Genomic DNA, 16,632 nt, shown 5'->3' on the forward strand with positions numbered 1-16,632 from the left:
TCACCATCCCATGTTCACGCGTTTCTTGCTCAGGCTGCCCGGGGTAGCCCGTTTGCGGTTCGGTTGCGATATTCCGTTGGCGACTGGCCCGTTTCAAGCCTGAAGAAGCGGTTGAAATTAGACAGATTGCCGAAGCCCGTGTCGAAGCAGATCGCCGCGACCGGCATGTCGGTCTGGCGTAAGAGGCGGCAAGCCTGGCCGATCCGCAGCTTGCGCACGAACTCGACGAAATTGCGGCCGGCGCGGCGCTTGAACTGGCGCGAAAAGCTGGTTTCGCTCATCCCGGCTAAGCGTGCAGCCTCGGCCATGCTGAGGTCGCCGAACAGGTTTTCGCGGATGTAATCCATCACGGTCTCGAAGGCCGTATCGACCGCGACGGAGAAGATCGGGCTGGCCAGCCGTTGCCGCTCCCCGGCCGGTGCGCGGGCCAGCAGGCCGATGAGGGCGAACAAGCGCGACAGTCGCTCCAGGCCCTGCGCCTCGCCGATCGCGGCGAGTTCGGCGGCGGCACGCCGTGCGGTCGCGCCAAGGAATTCGATCCCGCAAGCGGCCTCGTCGAGCAGGCGGTTCATCTCCGCGAGTTCGGGAAAAAGCGCGCTGCCGCGCCGGAACCGTTCGCCATCGAACTGGATCACCGTGTCGCGGCGGGCGATCACCTCGCCGGGGGCGAGGTCGCTGATCCAGTCATGGGGCAGGTTGGGGCCGATGAGAGCCAGATGGCCGGCCTCGAACCGGCCGGCATAGTCACCCACCAGCACCTTGCCCGTGCCTTCGCGCACGAGGTGCAGCTCGTATTCCGGGTGGTGGTTCCAGCGCGCCACGGGGGCCGGATAGTCGTGCTCGAACCACCGGAAAGCGTTGACGGGGTCTTCCGGGATCAGTTCGCGCGCCGAATGGCAGCCGACCAGCGAACTGGCCAAGCCCCCGCCGGCTTCGGCATCGGGCACGGGCGCGGCCATTCAGCCCTCGGCCCCGGAAACTGCGATCTGCAGCTTGATGTCGCCCGGCCGCCCCTCGGCGGCGCGGGCGAAGGCGCTTGCCGCCTGATCGATGGGAAAGGTTTCGCCGATCAGCGGCTTGAGATCGATCTTGCCCGAGGCGATCAGGGCCAGCGCACGGTCGTACATGTTGGCATAGCGGAACACCGTTTCGATCCGGGCCTCGCGTGCCTGGGCTGCGGCCACGTCGAGCGGAACCGGCGCCGACGGGATGCCGACCAGCACGAGGGCTCCGCCGGGGCAGACCGCGTCGAAGATGTCCTCGAACACCCGGTCGCTGCCGCTGGCCTCGAACACCACGTCGGCGCCCCAGCCTTCGGTCACTTCGCGGACGGTATCGTTCAGCGAGCGGACGGCGGGATCGCACGGGATGACCCCGCGATACCGGGCGGCGATCTCCAGCTTGACGGGGGACAGGTCGGAAACGATCGCCCGCGCGGCACCGCCGGCAAGGGCGGCGAGGGCGGTCATCATGCCGATCGTGCCGGCGCCGATCACGGCCACGGTGTCGCCCGGCCGAATCCGCGCACGGGTGGCCGCCTGCAGGCCGATTGCCATCGGCTCGACCATCGCGCCTTCCGCGAAGCTGACGTGGTCGGGCAGCCGGTAGGTAAAGGTGGCAGGGTGGATGACCTCTTCGGTGAGACATCCATCGACCGGCGGGGTCGCCCAGAAGGTCACCGCCGGATCGACGTTGTAGATGCCGAGCCGCGCCGCGCGCGAGAGCGGGTCGGGAATGCCGGGCTCCATGCAGACCCGGTCCCCGGGGGACAGGTGCCGGACTTCCGATCCAATGGCAGTGACCGTTCCCGAGGCCTCGTGCCCGAGCACCATCGGCTGCTCGACCACGTAGGGCCCGATGCGGCCATGCGTGTAGTAATGGACGTCGGACCCGCAGATGCCGACCGTGTGGATCTTGATCCGCACTTCATGCGGCCCCGGGGCGGGTGGAGAAGCCCGCTCGGCCAGGCTGATCCGGTTGATGCCTTCCAGAACCACGGCTTTCATCGGTCTCGCCTCTCTCCGCCAATGCCCATTCTCTTGGACGTCCAGTCGACGTCTGGGCTGATCGGAACGATAATCGGCTTGTCTGTGGCGCTCCACAGGGAACTTGCATTCGGCTGATAGTTTTTTGCGCAGGGGCGGTTCGGATGGCGGTCTGGCATGAGGCCGGGCGGGTTCTGGCCGTCATCAGTCGCGCCGCGCGGGGGAGCTTGCCTGGTTCAGGCAGCGCGGCAAAAATGCATCGGCGTTGCGCAAATGCGCGGTAGCGTTCGATATTGGGACCGATCACAACGGCCGCGCGGCTCATCGCCGATCGGAGAGGAAAAAGCGGGATGGATGACAAGGCCCAAGCCACGGACGCGCCGGGCGCGGACGGACCTACCGACCGGCGGCGAGGCACCGACCGGCGCCGGTTCGTTGCCGGTACCGCGCTGGCGACGCTGGGGGCCTCCACACTGCTGCTCAGTCGCAACGGCGCAGTTGGCGCCGCGACTGCGGCCGCATCTTCCGGCGTTCCCGATGTCACCCGGCTGGCCCGCTTCCTCACGGCAAAGCCCGATCTTTCGCCGGAGTTCGTGGAGCGGGCAGTCTCCGCCCTGATCGCAGATGAGCCGGCCATGGGCGAGCGGCTGCGCGCGCTCGACGCGGCTATCGGCGCGGCCCGGCTTGCCGACGTCGAGGCATTCCGCGCCTCGGCGCTGGCGGCCGATCCCGCGATGATGGGCCCGGCGCTGAGCCTGATCGCCGCGCTCTATCTGGGATCGACCGGGATCGACCGGCCGAGCCGCAACGTCAGCCTCGAGGAAGCGCTGATGTATCGGCCGACCGGGGACAAGACGCCCACGCCGACTTACGCCCGGGGCGGCCCCGGCTGGTGGAACCGGAGCGAACCGGCGTGAGCGGGGACTATGATGCCGACGTGATCGTGATCGGCGGGGGGATTGTCGGCGCCTTCGTGGCAGAGCGGATCGCCCTCAGGGGCAAGTCGGTGATGATCCTCGAAGCCGGTCCGCGCACCTCGCGCTGGAAGATGCTGCAGGCCTTCCGCACGGGCGCGAACAAGAATGATTTCAACGCCTTCTACCCCGAACTTCCCCACGCACCGAAGAGTTCGGGCGGCCGCTATTCCGACCAGTACATCGAGAATGTCGGGCCGATGAAGTGGCTGCCGTCCTACATCCGGCTGGTGGGCGGAACGACCTGGCACTGGAGTGCGGCCTTCTGGCGGATGCTGCCCAACGATTTCCGGATGAAGTCCGTTTACGGCGTGGGGCGGGACTGGCCGCTTGGCTACGACGAGCTGGAGCCGTGGTATACCCTTGCCGAGCAGCTGACCGGTTGCGCGGGCAGCGACGAGGATGACCAGAGCGGGCAGGGCGTGGGGCCGTTTCCGCCGCGCTCGGCACCCTATCCGCTGCCGGCAGAGCAGTGGAGCGACTACACCAGGGCCATCGCCGGGGCTTTTTCGCAGATCGGCTTCCGGTTCATCGACGAGCCGAACCTGCGCGCCACCCGCCCCTATGACGGCCGCCCGGCTTGCGCCGGCAACAACAACTGTTCGCCGATCTGTCCGATCGGCGCGATGTATTCCGGCGACATGGCGATCGACCGCGCCGAGCGGGCCGGGGTCAAGGTGGTGCCCGACACGGTGGTTCACCGGCTGGAAAAGGGGGCGGGCGGCCGGATCGAGGCGGTTCACTCCATGGCCCCGGACGGAACGCTGGGTCGGCGCCGCGCCCGTGCCGTGGTGCTTGCCGCCCATACGATCGAGACGCCCAAGCTGCTGCTCATGTCCGAAGCCGCCAATCGGTCCGATCAGGTCGGCCGCAACCTGATGACGCATCCGTCGCTGGCCTTCGAGGGCTTGGCGCGTGATGAATTGTGGCCGGGGCAGGGGCCCGTGCAGCAAGGCACGGCCAACGAACTGCGCGATGGCGCACACCGGCGCGAGCACAGCGCGATTCGCTATTTCAGCAACAACCGCGCGCCCAACGCGATGGTCACCCGGCGGCTGCTCCAGCAGGGGATCATCGGCCGCGAACTGGATGAGCGGATCCGGCATGATTCGGCCCGCTACGTCAACGTGCTGGCCGGGGCGGAGAACCTACCCGATCCCGCGAACCGGATCGACCTAGGCAGCCGGCGTGACAGCCTCGGCCTGCCCACGCCGCGCATTCACATGGATATCAGCGATTATACGCGCCGCGCCGGTCCCCGCGTGGCCGCGGACTTCGCCGCCCTCGACCGGGCGCTGGCCATGCAGGAGCGATTTGGCGATCGCACCACGTTCCGGCTCCCGGCCCATCCGATGGGCTCGACCATCATGGGCGACGACCCGGCGACGTCGGTGGTCGATCGCGATTGCCGTTCGCATGACCACGCCAACCTGTTCATTGCCGGGGCCAGCGTCTTCGCTTCCGCTTCGACCGTCAATCCGACCCTCACCGCGGTCGCGCTCGGGCTGCGCCTTGGTGAAATGCTGGCGGGAGAGGTGTGAGGATGCGCGCTTTTCTTCGCGTCGCCGCGCCGTTGCTGGTGCTGTCCGCCCCCGCGTTCGGCCAGGGCGGGCCGAGCCCTGCGCTGATCGGGCGCGGGCGCATTCTGGCGACGGCAGCCGACTGCGTCGCCTGTCATACGGTGGAAGGCCAGCCCGCATTCGCCGGGGGCAAGGCGATCGCCACGCCGTTCGGCACCATCCATGCGCCCAACATCACGCCCGACCGCGAAACCGGCATCGGAGCGTGGAGCGATGCGGAATTCCTGCGCGCCCTGCACGATGGCGTCGGCCGCGCGGGCGAGCAACTCTATCCGGCCTTTCCCTATGTCCAGTACACCCGCCTGTCCGATGCCGATGTGCTGGCGATCAAGGCCTATCTGTTCTCGCTTCCGCCGGTGCGGCGGACGGCGCCTGCCAATGACATGCTGTTCCCTTTTGGCTACCGGCCCTTGCTGCGTGTCTGGAAGTGGATCAACTTCACGCCAGGGCGGTTCGCGCCGGAGCCGGGCAGGGGCGGGGAATACAATCGCGGCCGTTATCTTGCCGAGGCGCTCGGGCACTGCAACGAATGCCACACCCCGCGTACGCTGACCCAAGGGCTCGACATGAGCCGCAATCTTGCCGGTGGTATCGTGGAAGGCTGGCAGGCCTTCAACATCACGCCCGATCCGGTCAGCGGGATCGGCCGATGGTCGCGCGAGGACATTGTCACATACCTGTCGAGTGGCCGCCTGCCCGGCCGGGCCGTGGCTGGTGGGCCGATGGGCGAGGTGGTCGGACACAGTCTGCGTTTCCTCCCGCGTGAGGATCTTTCCGCCATTGCAGCCTATCTCGAAGGGCAGAAGCCGCTGCGTAATCCGGGCGATACGGCGCCGCGCAGCGGATACGGCCGGCCCGATCCGGACCGCCTGAGCTTCAGTCTCGGCGGGAACGGACTGCCGACCGGCCGTGGTCTCTACGTCGCGGCCTGCGCCTCCTGCCACGGCCTCGACGGGCGCGGAACGGCTTCGGTGCCGGGGCGTCCGGGCTTTCCCGGCCTTGTTGGCAACAGCGCGCTTGGCGCTGCGCGGGCCGACAATGCCGTGTTGGCGATCATTCACGGCGTTCCCGCACGCGGCGGGCGGGGCGAATCGTTCATGCCCGCATTCGGCGCCGCATCCCGGATCGGCAACGCGCTGGACGATGCGCAGATCGCGCTGGTCGCGAATTACGTCCGCGCGCAGTTCGGCAATGCTGCGGGGAGCCCGGTCGATGCCACAAGCGTGCGCCGGTTGCGGCTGGAAAATGGCGGCCGCTCGCCGCTGGTGGTGGGGGTATGGGCGGGGATGGCCCTGATCGCCGGGTTGGCGATCCTGTTTGCCGCGCGGCTCGTCAGGCGGAGGGCGAGGGGCAATGGCGCGGAGAGAATGCCCTGAGGCGAAGGACGGGCAAGAGCCTGCCTGAGCGCGCTTGCGGCGAAGCTCATAGGTCGGGGTTGCCGCTCGCATAGGGCTGCGCGGCATTGCCTGTTCTTCGGGTAAGGCGCGCAAGCGTGCGGCCCAAGGTTTCCGGAAAATGACCTGACCATCCTCCGCCTCGCCATCGGGGCGCGGAGCCGTGGGCGGACGATTCCTGCATTGGTCCAGGCGTATAAGTCTGTCGACAAAACTCTTCTTGTAAATGATAATCAGTCGCATTAGCAGCTTACTTCGCATTCGTGCTGGTCCCTGGTTACCTATTCCGAAGAGAAAGAAAGCCCCTATGACGGCCCTTATTCCCGCGCTCCTGGCTGCTGCGGCAGCGAACTCGACTCCGGCAGTGGCCGACTTTTCGCTGATGGCGGCCAGTGCCGCCGCCGATGCTGCAGCCGAGGAGCAGCGCGATGCGACGATCGTCGTCACGGGGCAGCGGACGGAGGGCAACGAAGACTACGGCGTGGCGGAACAGCGCACGGCCACGCGATTGCCGCTCAGCCAGAAGGAAACGCCGCAATCGGTCAGCGTCGTCACCCGCGCGCAGATCGACGATTTCCAGCTCAACGACGTGAACCAGCTGCTGGCGACTGTTCCCGGCGTCAACGTGCTCGCTGCCGAGACCGACCGGGTTTACTATTCAGCGCGCGGCTACGACATCCAGACCTTCCAGATCGATGGCGTGGGCATGCCCTTCGCCTTCGGCATCCAGACCGGTTCGCTCGATACGGCGATCTACGACAGGATCGAGGTGGTGCGCGGCGCTCCCGGCCTGCTGACGCCGACCGGCAATCCCTCGGCCGTCGTGAACTTCATCCGCAAGCGTCCGTACCGCGACCTGCGGGCATCGGTTTCCGCGCAATATGGCTCCTACGACAACCTCCGTCTTGATGGCGATATCAGCGTGCCGCTCACCTCGGATGGTTCGGTGCGCGCGCGGGCAGTGGGCGCCTATCTCGATACCGACAGTTACCTCGACCGCTATCACCTGGGCCGCTGGACCGGCTATGGCATCGTCGAGGCTGACCTCGGGCCGGACACCGTTGCGAGCGCGGGCTTTGCTTATCAGCACCACCAGAGCCGCGCCGCGCAGTGGGGGGCGGTGCCGCTCTACTACACCGATGGCACGAGGGTCGACTTCGCCCGGTCCGACAACACGGGCCCCGACTGGGCGGGCTGGGGCGTGACGGAGCGGCAGATATTCGGTGACCTCACGCATCACTGGGGCGAGGATTGGACCGCCACGCTGACGGTGCTGCGCCGGGCCAACGACGAGAACGACAAGCTGTTCTACGTCTACGGCAATCCCGATCGCGAGACCGGCGACGGCATCTACACCTATCCCGGCGCGTTCCGCGGCCAGACCCGCAACCTGACGATTGACGCCCATGTGGCCGGCAAGCTTTCGATCGGCGGGCGCAAGCATGACGTCCTGTTCGGCGCCGTCCGCAGCGCGGAGGGCTATATCCAGGACTCGGCCTATGACTACAGCACGGTCGGCGTGCCGATCTCGCTCGATCAGCTTTTCTCCGGCACATTTCCCGAACCCGACTTTCCGGACTTTACCGAGAGCCTCAACATCAACCGCAAGCAGGAGACGGTCTACGGCCTGGTGCGGCTCAACCTGGCCGATCCGTTCAAGGTGATGCTGGGCGGAAACTACACCCATGCGAGCAGCGACGGCACATCCTACGGCACGCCCCAGAACTACGACCGGAAGAAATTCCTTCCCTTTGCCGGCGCCACCTTCGACGTCACGGCCAACGTGACGCTCTATGCAAGCTATGCGACCATCTTCAATCCGCAGACCGAGTTCGACGCCAACAACCGCCTGCTCGATCCGATCGAAGGCGACAACATCGAAGCGGGGGTGAAGGGTGAGTTCTTCGGCGGGGGCCTGCTGGCAACGGCCGCCGTTTTCCGTGCCCGGCAGAACAACACGGCACAGGCGGCCGGCTTCGACACGGTGCTTGGCCGGACCATCTATGCCGGGGTGGATTCCCGCTCCGAAGGGGTGGAGTTCGAACTTGCCGGTTCGCCCGCCCAAGGGCTGCAACTCACCGGCGGCTTCACCACGATGCGCATCCGCGACGAGAACGGCGATCCGGCCCGCACCTTCGTTCCGCGCACGACTGCCAAGTTCAACGCCACCTATTCGCCGCCCGCGCTCAGCGCACTCAAGCTCGGTGCATCGCTGCAATACCAGAGCGGCTTCTACTTCGATCCGGGCACGGTATCTTCCACCACGGGCGAAACGGTTCGCCTTGAGCAGGAAGCCTATGCGCTGCTCGACCTGCTGGTGAGTTACGCGATCACGCCCAGGGTGACGCTGAGCGCCAATGTGCGCAACGTCACCGACGTCAAATACCTCACCTCGCTGACTTTCGAACAGGGCTATTACGGCGCGCCGCGAACGGTGCTGGGCACCCTCACGGTCAAGTACTGACGAGCGGCGCGGTGACCGGTTTTACTGCCATCGGATGGATCATGGCCGGCCTGTCGGTCGCCGTAATTCGCGCGGGGTGGGGCGGGCGCAGGTCCGTCGCCCTTGCCGGGTGGGCGCTTGGCGCGGTGGCGCTGGTCGTCCTCGCGCGGGGCGGCGGTGCCTGGGGCATGGCCACGGGGCTGACGATCGGGATGATCGCGGCGCTGGGATTTGTTCTTCACGCCGCTTGGCGGTCACCGGCTTCGGCGCCCAACGCCGTCCGGCAAGCCGCTGCCTTGGCCACGCCGCTGGACTGGGGCGATGTCGCGCGGCGGCTGGCGGTCTTCGTCCTGGTCGTCCCGGTGGCCTTTTGCTCAGCACAGTGGCTGGCCTTTGCCGTGCAGGCGCTGGTCAGGGGCGGGTCGGACCTCGATGCCGACAGTCTGGCGCTCGCCCTGTTCCTGCAGCCGGTGATCTGGACCGCGCTGATGTGCTGGCAAATGACCTTGCCCGGCCCTGTTCGCATGGTCCTGCCGCCGCTCAGCGCCGCGCTGCTGGGCGCTTTCCTGTGGGGTATTTCGTGAACCAGATCCGTGTCCGGCGGCCGAGTCTCGCCAAGCAGGCCCTGTCCGGCCACGGCGCCATCGGCCTGCTGGCGAGCGCAGCGCTTTACATCGTCGCCCTGAGCGGGATGATCGTCGTCGTGGCCGAGCGGTGGCAGCGATGGGAACAGCCCAATGTCGCCGAATACGAGACCCTTTCTCCCGCCGCGGTCCAGAACGCCATGGTGCAGGCTCTTGCGCTGGAGAAAGGAAAGCCGCGAACCACCCACCTGTACCTGCGGATGCCCGATGCAGACCTGCCGCGCGCCGTGGTCACGACCGACCATTCGGCCTGGTACGTCGACGCCGCGGGCAGGCCGACTGTGCGCGAGGCGAACGGCTGGAGCGAATTTCTTCTCGCCCTGCACATAAACCTGACCCTGCCGGTCCAGTGGGGAATGTTGCTTGTCGGTGCGCTGGGCGCGGTGCTGGCGGCCGTCAGCGTGACCGGGGTGCTCGCGCTGCCGAAGATATTCAAGGACGCCTTTCGCCTGCGCATGCGCGGCGATCCGCAGATCGCCCGTGCGGACTGGCACAATCGGCTGGGGACATTGACCCTGCCATTCGCGCTGATGATCGCGCTGACGGGGGCCGCCATCGGGCTCAGCTCCGCCGGGATCGCGCTGCTGGCCCAGACCGACAAGGGCGGAGACCGGGAGGCGGTCAGTGCCAGCATCTTCGGTAACGAACCAGCGCACGATCCTGCGCCCGCGCCGCTCGCCAATGCCGGGCGGGCTGTTGTCTCGGTTCAGGCCCGCTTTGCGCAGGCCCGGCCGGTCTATGTCATCGTTCACGATCCCGCCACGCGCGGCCAGTTCGTCCAGGTGCTGGCGGAGCATCCGCGCAGGCTGATCTACGGCGAATCCTACGGCTTCAGCGGCGCGGGCGACTATCTCGGCAAGGTCGGGCTGTCAGATGGTGCCACCGGGCGGCAGGCGGCGGCATCGACCTATGGACTGCATTTCGGGAACTATGCCGGATTGCCCATGCAGCTGGCCTATGCTGCGATGGGATTGGCGCTCTGCGTCCTTACCGCAACCGGCACGACCCTGTGGCTCAACAAGCGCCGCCGCAAGGGCCTGCCGACGGCCCGTCTCGCGGCGGCCTGGAACCTCGTCGTCTGGGGAACCCCGCTCGCGCTGGTCCTTGCCGCGTGGGAGCGCTGGCTTCTCGGGCCGGACGCGCCGCTGACGGCCCTGTTCTGGTTGACGTTGGCTGCCGGGCTGGGTGCCGCGATTGCCAGACCGTCGCTGATGGATGGTCCGTTAATGCGGATCGTTCTTGCCTGCGCACTGGCCGCCACGGCCTTGCTGCATCTCGCCATTTTCAGGGCAGGCCAATGGCCGGTTTCCGCCTTGGATGGATGCCTTCTGCTCGGCGCATTCGCGCTCTGGCTGCCGGGGCGCTGCGGGCGAGCCGGCGCTGGCCGGCCCTCGGCGGTCAGGACAGGGGAACCGGCGGCGGGGTAACTTCCAACTGCGGCGCGAAGGTCCAGTGGCAGGCCACGCAGCGGGCGTTGATATCTTCGCCGGCGGCAAGAAGCGCGGGGTAGTCCTTGCGCTCCGCAGCGCTTGCGCTGGCTGTCGCGGCGCTGCGAAGATCGGTGGCCAGCTTGTCCCAGCGCGGATCGTCGGGGCGGCTGGCCAGGCCCTGCAGCACGTAGGACAGCTGATCCAGCGTCAGCGCGTCGCTTTCGGCGGCTTCCCATTCTTCCTCGGTTCGGGGCGCCCCCGAATGGGCGCCGGTGCCGTCACTTTCTTCCGCACTCCAGGCCCACAACTGTTCCGCGTTGCGTTGCAGGACGTGCCCCATGAATTCGGGCAGCGGAATGTCGCTGGACGGGTTTTCCGCCATGGCCGCCACCGAGGCGAATGCCGCGGCGGCGAGCAGCGCAATGCGGGAAACTGACCTCGACGACATCGAATTCTCCTATGACGGGCGGCTCCATAGGCGAGGCTGGCGGGATCGGGGAAAGAACACCTTTTCATGTGCAAAGCACGATTGCGCCTTAGGCCGGCTTGCCTGTCGGTCAAATGTCTACTAAATCAGTAGTCAATTAAATCGCTACCCTGCGCTGGATGCGAAACAACAAGGCGCAGGGACCATGAGCGAACCATCATTCAATGCCAAACCACGCCCCAGCTTTGCCTCCGGCCGGGGGCGAGGGGCATGAATTTCCAGCAATTGCGCTATGTGCGCGCCGCCGTGCAGAACGAGCTTAACCTGACCAAGGTGGCGGGAGAGCTGTTCACGTCGCAATCCGGCGTCAGCAAGCAAATCCGCGAGCTTGAGGCGGAGCTCAAGATCGAGATCTTCGTGCGGCGGGGCAAGCGGCTGGTCGGGCTCACCCCGGCGGGTGAGGCGGCATCGCGGGTGATTGACCAACTGCTGCAGGAAGCCGATAATCTGAAGCGCCTTTCGGCCCAGTTCGTGGACGCAGACAAGGGGCGGCTCGTTGTTGCGGCCACGCACAACCAGGCCAATTACGTCCTGCCGCCGGTCCTGCTGCGTTTTCGCGAACTGTTTCCCGAGGTGGAGGTGGAATTGCGTCAGGGCAGCCCCGATTTCGTGGTCGAATCCCTCCTGCGCGGCGACGCCGATATCGGTGTCGCCACCGAGGCGGTGGATAACCAGCCGCATCTTGATACCTATCCCTGCTTCAGCTGGGAGCACGTGGTCATTGCCCCCGAGGGCCACCCCCTGCTGGACGTTTCCGCGCCGGATCTTGCCGACCTCGCGCAATGGCCGATCGTGACCTACAGTCCCGAATTCACCGGCGGCGGGCGCGTTCAGGAGACCTTCGAGGAAGCCGGGCTCAATGCCGACATCCGCCTGCGCGCGATGGATGCGGACGTCATCAAGACCTATGTCCGGCTGGGCGCGGGCATCGGCATCGTGGCCCAGATGGCGATCGAGAACGGCCCCGAAGGCGGGCTGGTGCCGATCCCGGCGACCAAGGGCTTCTTCGGCACCTGCAGCACCAAGATCGCGGTGCAGCAGGGCACCTTGCTGCGAAACTACGCCTATCAGCTGATTGCCATGCTGGCGCCGCATCTCGATCCGGAAGTGCTGAGCGGACGCAGGCGGGCTCCGATCCAGCCCGTCCCGCGACCAATCGACCGGTTCGAGGAACGCCACGACCTGCAGTTCAGCTCTGTCCCAGCAAAGGAAATTCAATTCGATGTCGCCGCTTGATCGACGGGCCTTCGTGGCCGGAGCCGGCCTCACCCTGATGGGCAAGGCCGCCATTGCTGCCGGCCCGACCGTGCAGTTGCCCTTCGCCAATGGTGAAAGGCAGCTGGCGAAATTGCCGCAGAAACGGCCGATGATCCTGCTCACGGCGCGCCCGCCCCAGGCGGAAACGCCGTGGGCGGTGTTCCGGGAAGGACTGATCACGCCGAATGACGCGTTCTTCGTGCGCTATCACTTGTCGGGCCTGCCCACGGTGATCGATCCGGCCAGCTTCCGGCTGGAGATCGGGGGCCATGTCGGCACGCCGCTGCGCCTGTCGCTGGCACAGCTCAAGCGCGATTTCCCTGTGCGGGAGATCGTCGCCGTCAACCAGTGTTCGGGCAACAGCCGCGGCTTCGTCGAACCGCGCGTCGGGGGCGGGCAGCTTGGAAACGGGGCCATGGGCAATGCGCGCTGGCGCGGAGTGCCGCTGAAGGCCCTGCTCGACCGGGCCGAGGTTCGCGCCGGGGCGCGGCAGGTCACCTTCAACGGGCTGGACAATCCGCCCGTCGATACCGTGCCCGATTTCGTCAAGGCGCTCGATATCGATCACGCCCGCGACGGCGAGGTGATGGTTGCTTTCCAGATGAACGGGGCAGACCTGCCCTTCCTCAACGGCTATCCGCTGCGGCTGGTCGTGCCCGGCCATTATGGCACCTACTGGGTCAAGCATCTCAATGAAATCAACGTCGTGGATTCCGAATTTGACGGCTATTGGATGAAGACCGCCTATCGAATCCCGGATAATGACTGCAATTGCGTGGCGCCGGGCGGCAAGCCCGACAAGACCAAGCCGATTGGCCGGTTCAACATTCGCTCCTTTGTGACCAGCCATGCCGATGGCGCCCGGATCGCGGCTGGCCGGGTGGTCGAACTGGCAGGCATCGCCTTTGACGGCGGAAGCGGCATTGCCCGGGTGCAGCTATCGGCGGACGATGGCCGCACCTGGCAGGATGCGCGGCTGGGTGAGGATCTGGGCCGCTATTCGTTCCGCCCGTGGCGGCTGGGCCTGACCTTGGACCGGGGCCGTCACCGGATCAAGGTGCGTGCCATTTCGGTGAGCGGGGAAAGCCAGCCGCTGGAGCCGCGCTGGCAGCCCGCGGGCTATATGCGCAACGTGGTCGAAACGCTGACAGTGGAGGCCGTGTGATGCGCGCCGGGATGCTTCTCTTCGGGGCGGCGCTGATTGCCGTGCCCGCCGTGATTGCCGCGCGCCCGGTGTCGATCGAACTGCCGGTCGGCACCGTGCCAGCCGAGCTTGCCGGTGACGAGGCCGCCGTGGTGGTCAACAATTGCGCGGCCTGCCACTCGCTCGACTATATCGTGACCCAGCCGCGCGGAAAGGGCGCCCAGTTCTGGCGCGATGCGGTGGCCAAGATGGTCAACGTCTACAAGGCGCCGATCGAGCAGGCCGATGCGGCCGCCGCCGCCGATCTTCTCGCGCGCAAGTTCGGCTGACCATAGCTGCTGCCGCATGAAAAAAGGGGAGGTCCGCGATCTGCGGACCTCCCCTTTTTCGTTGTGCTGGCTGCGGTGTCAGCGGGTGATCGGCGGCGGCGGGGCATCGGGCGCGCTGCCGGTGCGAACCTGGCGCCCGCCGGGCAGGACCACGGTCGTCGCATAACCGAAGGGACCGCCGTTCTTGGCCTTGTATCCGGCGAGGCGGATCGGCGTCCCGGCCGAAACCACCTCGCGCGTCACTCCGCTGGCGCGCAGCGAATTCGGCGTGCCGAACTCGAAGCCCCAGTTGGTGACCGAGCCGTCCCGGTTCTTGACGTCGAGATAGACCCAGCTGTGCGGATTGACGAAGCGGACCTTGGTCACGACCCCGTCGAGCACCACCGGCTTGGAGGAATCGAACTCGGCGGCGAAGGCGTGGTGGGCGAGGGCCGCTGCCGGCGCCAGCACGGCTCCGGCAGCCAGCGCAGCGGCGATGAGCGGAATGGATTTGGACATGATCAGGGCTCCTGTGCTCAGAACTTGGCGCGAACCAGCGCGCCGACGTAGCGGCGGGGGCCGATGCCGTCGTAGCCAACGGGGGCGTTGTTGCTGAAGTCGTTCACGCTGGTGGTGTAGAAGGTGTTGAACAGGTTCTTGGCGACGATGCTGAACTCGGTCCGCACCTGGCCGACCTTGGTGATCACCCCGATCCCGGCGTCGGTGATGTGATAGGCCTTTTGCCAGCCATAGGGCGAAAGCAGCTGCTCCAGGTTGTGCGCCGTGCGGTAGGTGTCATTGCCGAAGACGTGGAGGGTGAGGCCGCTGCCGGAAATCTCCCGCTCCACGTCGAAGCCGAAGATCAGGGTCCACTTCGGCGCGCCGACGATCTGCCGGCCGGTGTTGTTGCAGACCGCCGCCGTATAGGAGCGGGGGCAGGTTGCGGTTGACCAGTCGGTATAGAGGGCGTCGTTGTATGTACCGGCAAAGTTCAAATTAACGCCTTCCGCCGGGGTGAACGACCCTTCCCATTCCACGCCCTTGGCGCGGATGCCGGGGATATTGCCCAAGACCGAGCTGTAGCCGGTGGACGAAGTGGCATCGGCAATGCTTGTTGTCGCCTGGTAGTTGCGGACCTTGGTGTAGAACAGGTTGGCGCTGAAATTCACCTTGCGATCGAGCAGCTGCGCCTTGAAGCCCAGCTCGAAATCGGTCGTGTTTTCCGGCAGGACGTTGCGCGGCAGGCCGGTATTGTCGAAGGCCACCGCGCCCGATTTCCCGCCGCCGCTGGCCGAGGCATAGAGCAGCAGGTCGGGCGTCACCTTGAAGCTCGGGTTGACCAGCCAGGCCACCGATCCGGCATGGATCGGAATGCCGGTAACGTTCGTGAAGCTTGCGCCAAGCTGGCTGGCGCGGATCGCGTCCGCCGCGCTATTGCCGGTCGCCACCAGCGCCGTGCCGTCGGCATAGCTCGCCGACTTGCTGGTGACCGAGCGCTTCTGCTCCCAGGTGTAACGCAGGCCGGTGGTCAGGGTGAAGCGGTCCACCGGGCTCCAGTTCACCTGCCCGAACAGCGCCTGGCTGGTCGATACCGGGTTTTGGAAAGTGGTCGAGCGCACGTTCTTGAGCGAATTCTGCAGCAGCAGCTGGTTGGCCGCCAACGCGGCATATTGCGCGTCGGTGGCATAGAACGCGCCGGCATCCGCCCCATAAAGCGTGCGGCTGGTGGTCTTGGTGTCGATCCCGAAGAAATAGGCCCCGGCCTGATAGTCCAGCGTCCGGCCGAGCTTGCCTGAAAGGCGCAGCTCCTCGGAGAGCTGCTCGCTGTCGACCAGCGTGCCGCCCCGGTTGATCGCGAAACGGGTCTGCTCGCTGTCGTTGTTGGCGTCGAAGTGGAACTTGCGGATCGCGGAGATCGACTTGACCTCGAACGGCCCGGCATCCCACGTCGTCACCAATGAGGCGCCGTAATTGCGGGTGATCAGCGGCAGCGCCTGATCCATGTCGATCGTCGTCCACGATCCGATGATGGGCGTGTAGCCACCGAAATAGGCCCGGGCGAGGCGGCTGGTGTAAGAAAGCCCGGTTCGCGGCGAACCGTCGGCGAGCGTGGTGGGATCGATCATGAACGGCTTGGTGTTGCTGTTCTCGTTCGTTTCGGCGCCATCCACGTTGAGCCGGAACGACAGGTTGTCGCTCGCCTTGAGCAGTAGCTGGAACCGCCCGGCCCAGCGGTTGCGCTCGTGGAAGCGGTTGTTGAACGAGGGGTTGACGTTGATGATGTCGCCCCGCTGGCTGTCGTAGGAAAAGCTGCCGCGCCAGGCGAGGACATCGTCCACCAGCGCGTCCGAATAGGATGCGCGCGCCTTGAACGAAGGCACGGACAGGCCTCCTTCCAGTTCAAGACTGCCTTCCGGCGTGAAGCTTGGCGCCTTGCTGGAATACTTGATGACGCCCAGCGAGGTGTTCTTGCCCAGCAGCGTGCCCTGCGGCCCGCGCAGGACCTCGACCTGAGCCAGGTCCGTGAAGTCCTGGTAGGTCATGCCGACATGGTCGAGGAACACGTCGTCGACGATCACGCCGACGGCGGCCTCCATGTTGTCGTTGCCGCTGGTCTTGCCGATGCCGCGCAGGGAAACCCCGGTGCGGCGGGCATTGGGAGTGGTGGCGGTCAGGCCCGGCGCGCGCTGGGTCAGGTCGGCCAGGGTGAAAACACGCTGGCTGGCCACGGCTTCGCCGCCCAGCACCGAAATCGGGATCGGCACATCGTTGATGTTCTCGTCGCGGTTGCGGGCGGTGACGACGATGGCATCGCCGGCATCGGCGGCCGCTTCGGCATCGGCGGCAAGGGGCGCTACCGCCGCGCCCTGGGCCAGTGCGGGGGTGGGGGCCAGCAACAAGGTGCCGGCAAGCAAGGCAGCGCGGCGCAGGCGTGCGCGCGGGCTCGGGTTCTTCACGTCAATGATCCTTTGCAAAGGCTTTGCTG

The 16,632-nt window shown here is 66.5% G+C and carries 14 protein-coding genes; 9 read left to right on the forward strand and 5 right to left on the reverse strand.

What is annotated here, in order from left to right; genetic code table 11:
* Positions 1-29: 29 nt before the first annotated feature.
* Both H7F51_RS07870 and H7F51_RS07875 read right to left on the reverse strand, forming a co-directional pair.
* Positions 30-959, reverse strand: a complete 930-nt coding sequence (locus tag H7F51_RS07870; RefSeq protein WP_185663694.1) for a helix-turn-helix domain-containing protein — start codon at positions 957-959, stop codon at positions 30-32.
* Positions 960-2,006 (reverse strand): NAD(P)-dependent alcohol dehydrogenase, encoded by a 1,047-nt coding sequence (locus tag H7F51_RS07875; RefSeq protein WP_185663695.1) that lies wholly within the window; start codon positions 2,004-2,006, stop codon positions 960-962.
* A gap of 329 nt (positions 2,007-2,335) precedes the next feature.
* On the opposite strand from H7F51_RS07875, the gene H7F51_RS07880 reads away from it, so the two are divergent.
* The 6 genes from H7F51_RS07880 to H7F51_RS07905 all read left to right on the forward strand — a co-directional run bounded on the left by H7F51_RS07880 (position 2,336) and on the right by H7F51_RS07905 (position 10,447).
* Positions 2,336-2,902, forward strand: a complete 567-nt coding sequence (locus H7F51_RS07880; protein ID WP_185663696.1) for a sugar dehydrogenase complex small subunit — start codon at positions 2,336-2,338, stop codon at positions 2,900-2,902.
* Positions 2,899-4,500 carry an FAD-dependent oxidoreductase gene (locus H7F51_RS07885; RefSeq protein ID WP_185663697.1) on the forward strand — a complete coding sequence of 534 codons (1,602 nt, stop codon included), beginning with the start codon at positions 2,899-2,901 and terminating at the stop codon, positions 4,498-4,500. Before H7F51_RS07880 ends, H7F51_RS07885 begins: the two co-directional genes overlap by 4 nt.
* Positions 4,501-4,502: 2 nt before the next feature.
* Positions 4,503-5,915, forward strand: coding sequence for a cytochrome c (locus tag H7F51_RS07890; RefSeq protein ID WP_185663698.1), 1,413 nt, complete (start codon positions 4,503-4,505; stop codon positions 5,913-5,915).
* A 325-nt stretch (positions 5,916-6,240) separates the two neighbouring features.
* On the forward strand, positions 6,241-8,397 hold the full coding sequence (locus tag H7F51_RS07895) for a TonB-dependent siderophore receptor (protein WP_185663699.1): 2,157 nt from the start codon (positions 6,241-6,243) through the stop codon (positions 8,395-8,397).
* Between the two features lie 11 nt (positions 8,398-8,408).
* Positions 8,409-8,960 carry a hypothetical protein gene (locus H7F51_RS18885; RefSeq protein WP_185663700.1) on the forward strand — a complete coding sequence of 184 codons (552 nt, stop codon included), beginning with the start codon at positions 8,409-8,411 and terminating at the stop codon, positions 8,958-8,960.
* Positions 8,957-10,447 carry a PepSY domain-containing protein gene (locus tag H7F51_RS07905; protein WP_185663701.1) on the forward strand — a complete coding sequence of 497 codons (1,491 nt, stop codon included), beginning with the start codon at positions 8,957-8,959 and terminating at the stop codon, positions 10,445-10,447. Before H7F51_RS18885 ends, H7F51_RS07905 begins: the two co-directional genes overlap by 4 nt.
* On the opposite strand, the gene H7F51_RS07910 is transcribed toward H7F51_RS07905, so the two are convergent.
* Complete coding sequence (locus H7F51_RS07910) at positions 10,419-10,898, reverse strand: hypothetical protein (RefSeq protein ID WP_185663702.1); 480 nt, start codon at positions 10,896-10,898, stop codon at positions 10,419-10,421. The genes H7F51_RS07905 and H7F51_RS07910 overlap by 29 nt on opposite strands.
* Positions 10,899-11,147: 249 nt before the next feature.
* Between H7F51_RS07910 and H7F51_RS07915 the strand changes: the two genes are divergently transcribed.
* From H7F51_RS07915 to sorB, 3 genes are read left to right on the forward strand one after another with little or no spacing between them, the layout of a single operon-like run.
* Entirely contained in the window at positions 11,148-12,173 is a 1,026-nt protein-coding gene (locus tag H7F51_RS07915; protein ID WP_185663703.1) for a LysR substrate-binding domain-containing protein, read from the forward strand.
* A complete protein-coding gene (gene sorA / locus H7F51_RS07920; protein WP_185663704.1) occupies positions 12,160-13,359 on the forward strand; it encodes a SorA family sulfite dehydrogenase catalytic subunit in 1,200 nt (399 codons plus the stop codon). Before H7F51_RS07915 ends, sorA begins: the two co-directional genes overlap by 14 nt.
* A complete protein-coding gene (gene sorB / locus H7F51_RS18640) occupies positions 13,359-13,667 on the forward strand; it encodes a SorB family sulfite dehydrogenase c-type cytochrome subunit (protein ID WP_185663705.1) in 309 nt (102 codons plus the stop codon). The genes sorA and sorB overlap by 1 nt, the downstream gene beginning before the upstream one ends.
* Positions 13,668-13,745: 78 nt before the next feature.
* On the opposite strand, the gene H7F51_RS07930 is transcribed toward sorB, so the two are convergent.
* Together H7F51_RS07930 and H7F51_RS07935 are read right to left on the reverse strand one after the other, a co-directional pair.
* Positions 13,746-14,165 carry a DUF6152 family protein gene (locus tag H7F51_RS07930; RefSeq protein WP_185663706.1) on the reverse strand — a complete coding sequence of 140 codons (420 nt, stop codon included), beginning with the start codon at positions 14,163-14,165 and terminating at the stop codon, positions 13,746-13,748.
* A 17-nt stretch (positions 14,166-14,182) separates the two neighbouring features.
* Entirely contained in the window at positions 14,183-16,603 is a 2,421-nt protein-coding gene (locus tag H7F51_RS07935) for a TonB-dependent receptor domain-containing protein (RefSeq protein ID WP_185663707.1), read from the reverse strand.
* Between the last annotated feature and the right edge of the window lie 29 nt (positions 16,604-16,632).

Origin of the sequence: Novosphingobium flavum (assembly GCF_014230315.1) — a bacterium.
Classification (GTDB): domain Bacteria; phylum Pseudomonadota; class Alphaproteobacteria; order Sphingomonadales; family Sphingomonadaceae; genus Novosphingobium; species Novosphingobium flavum.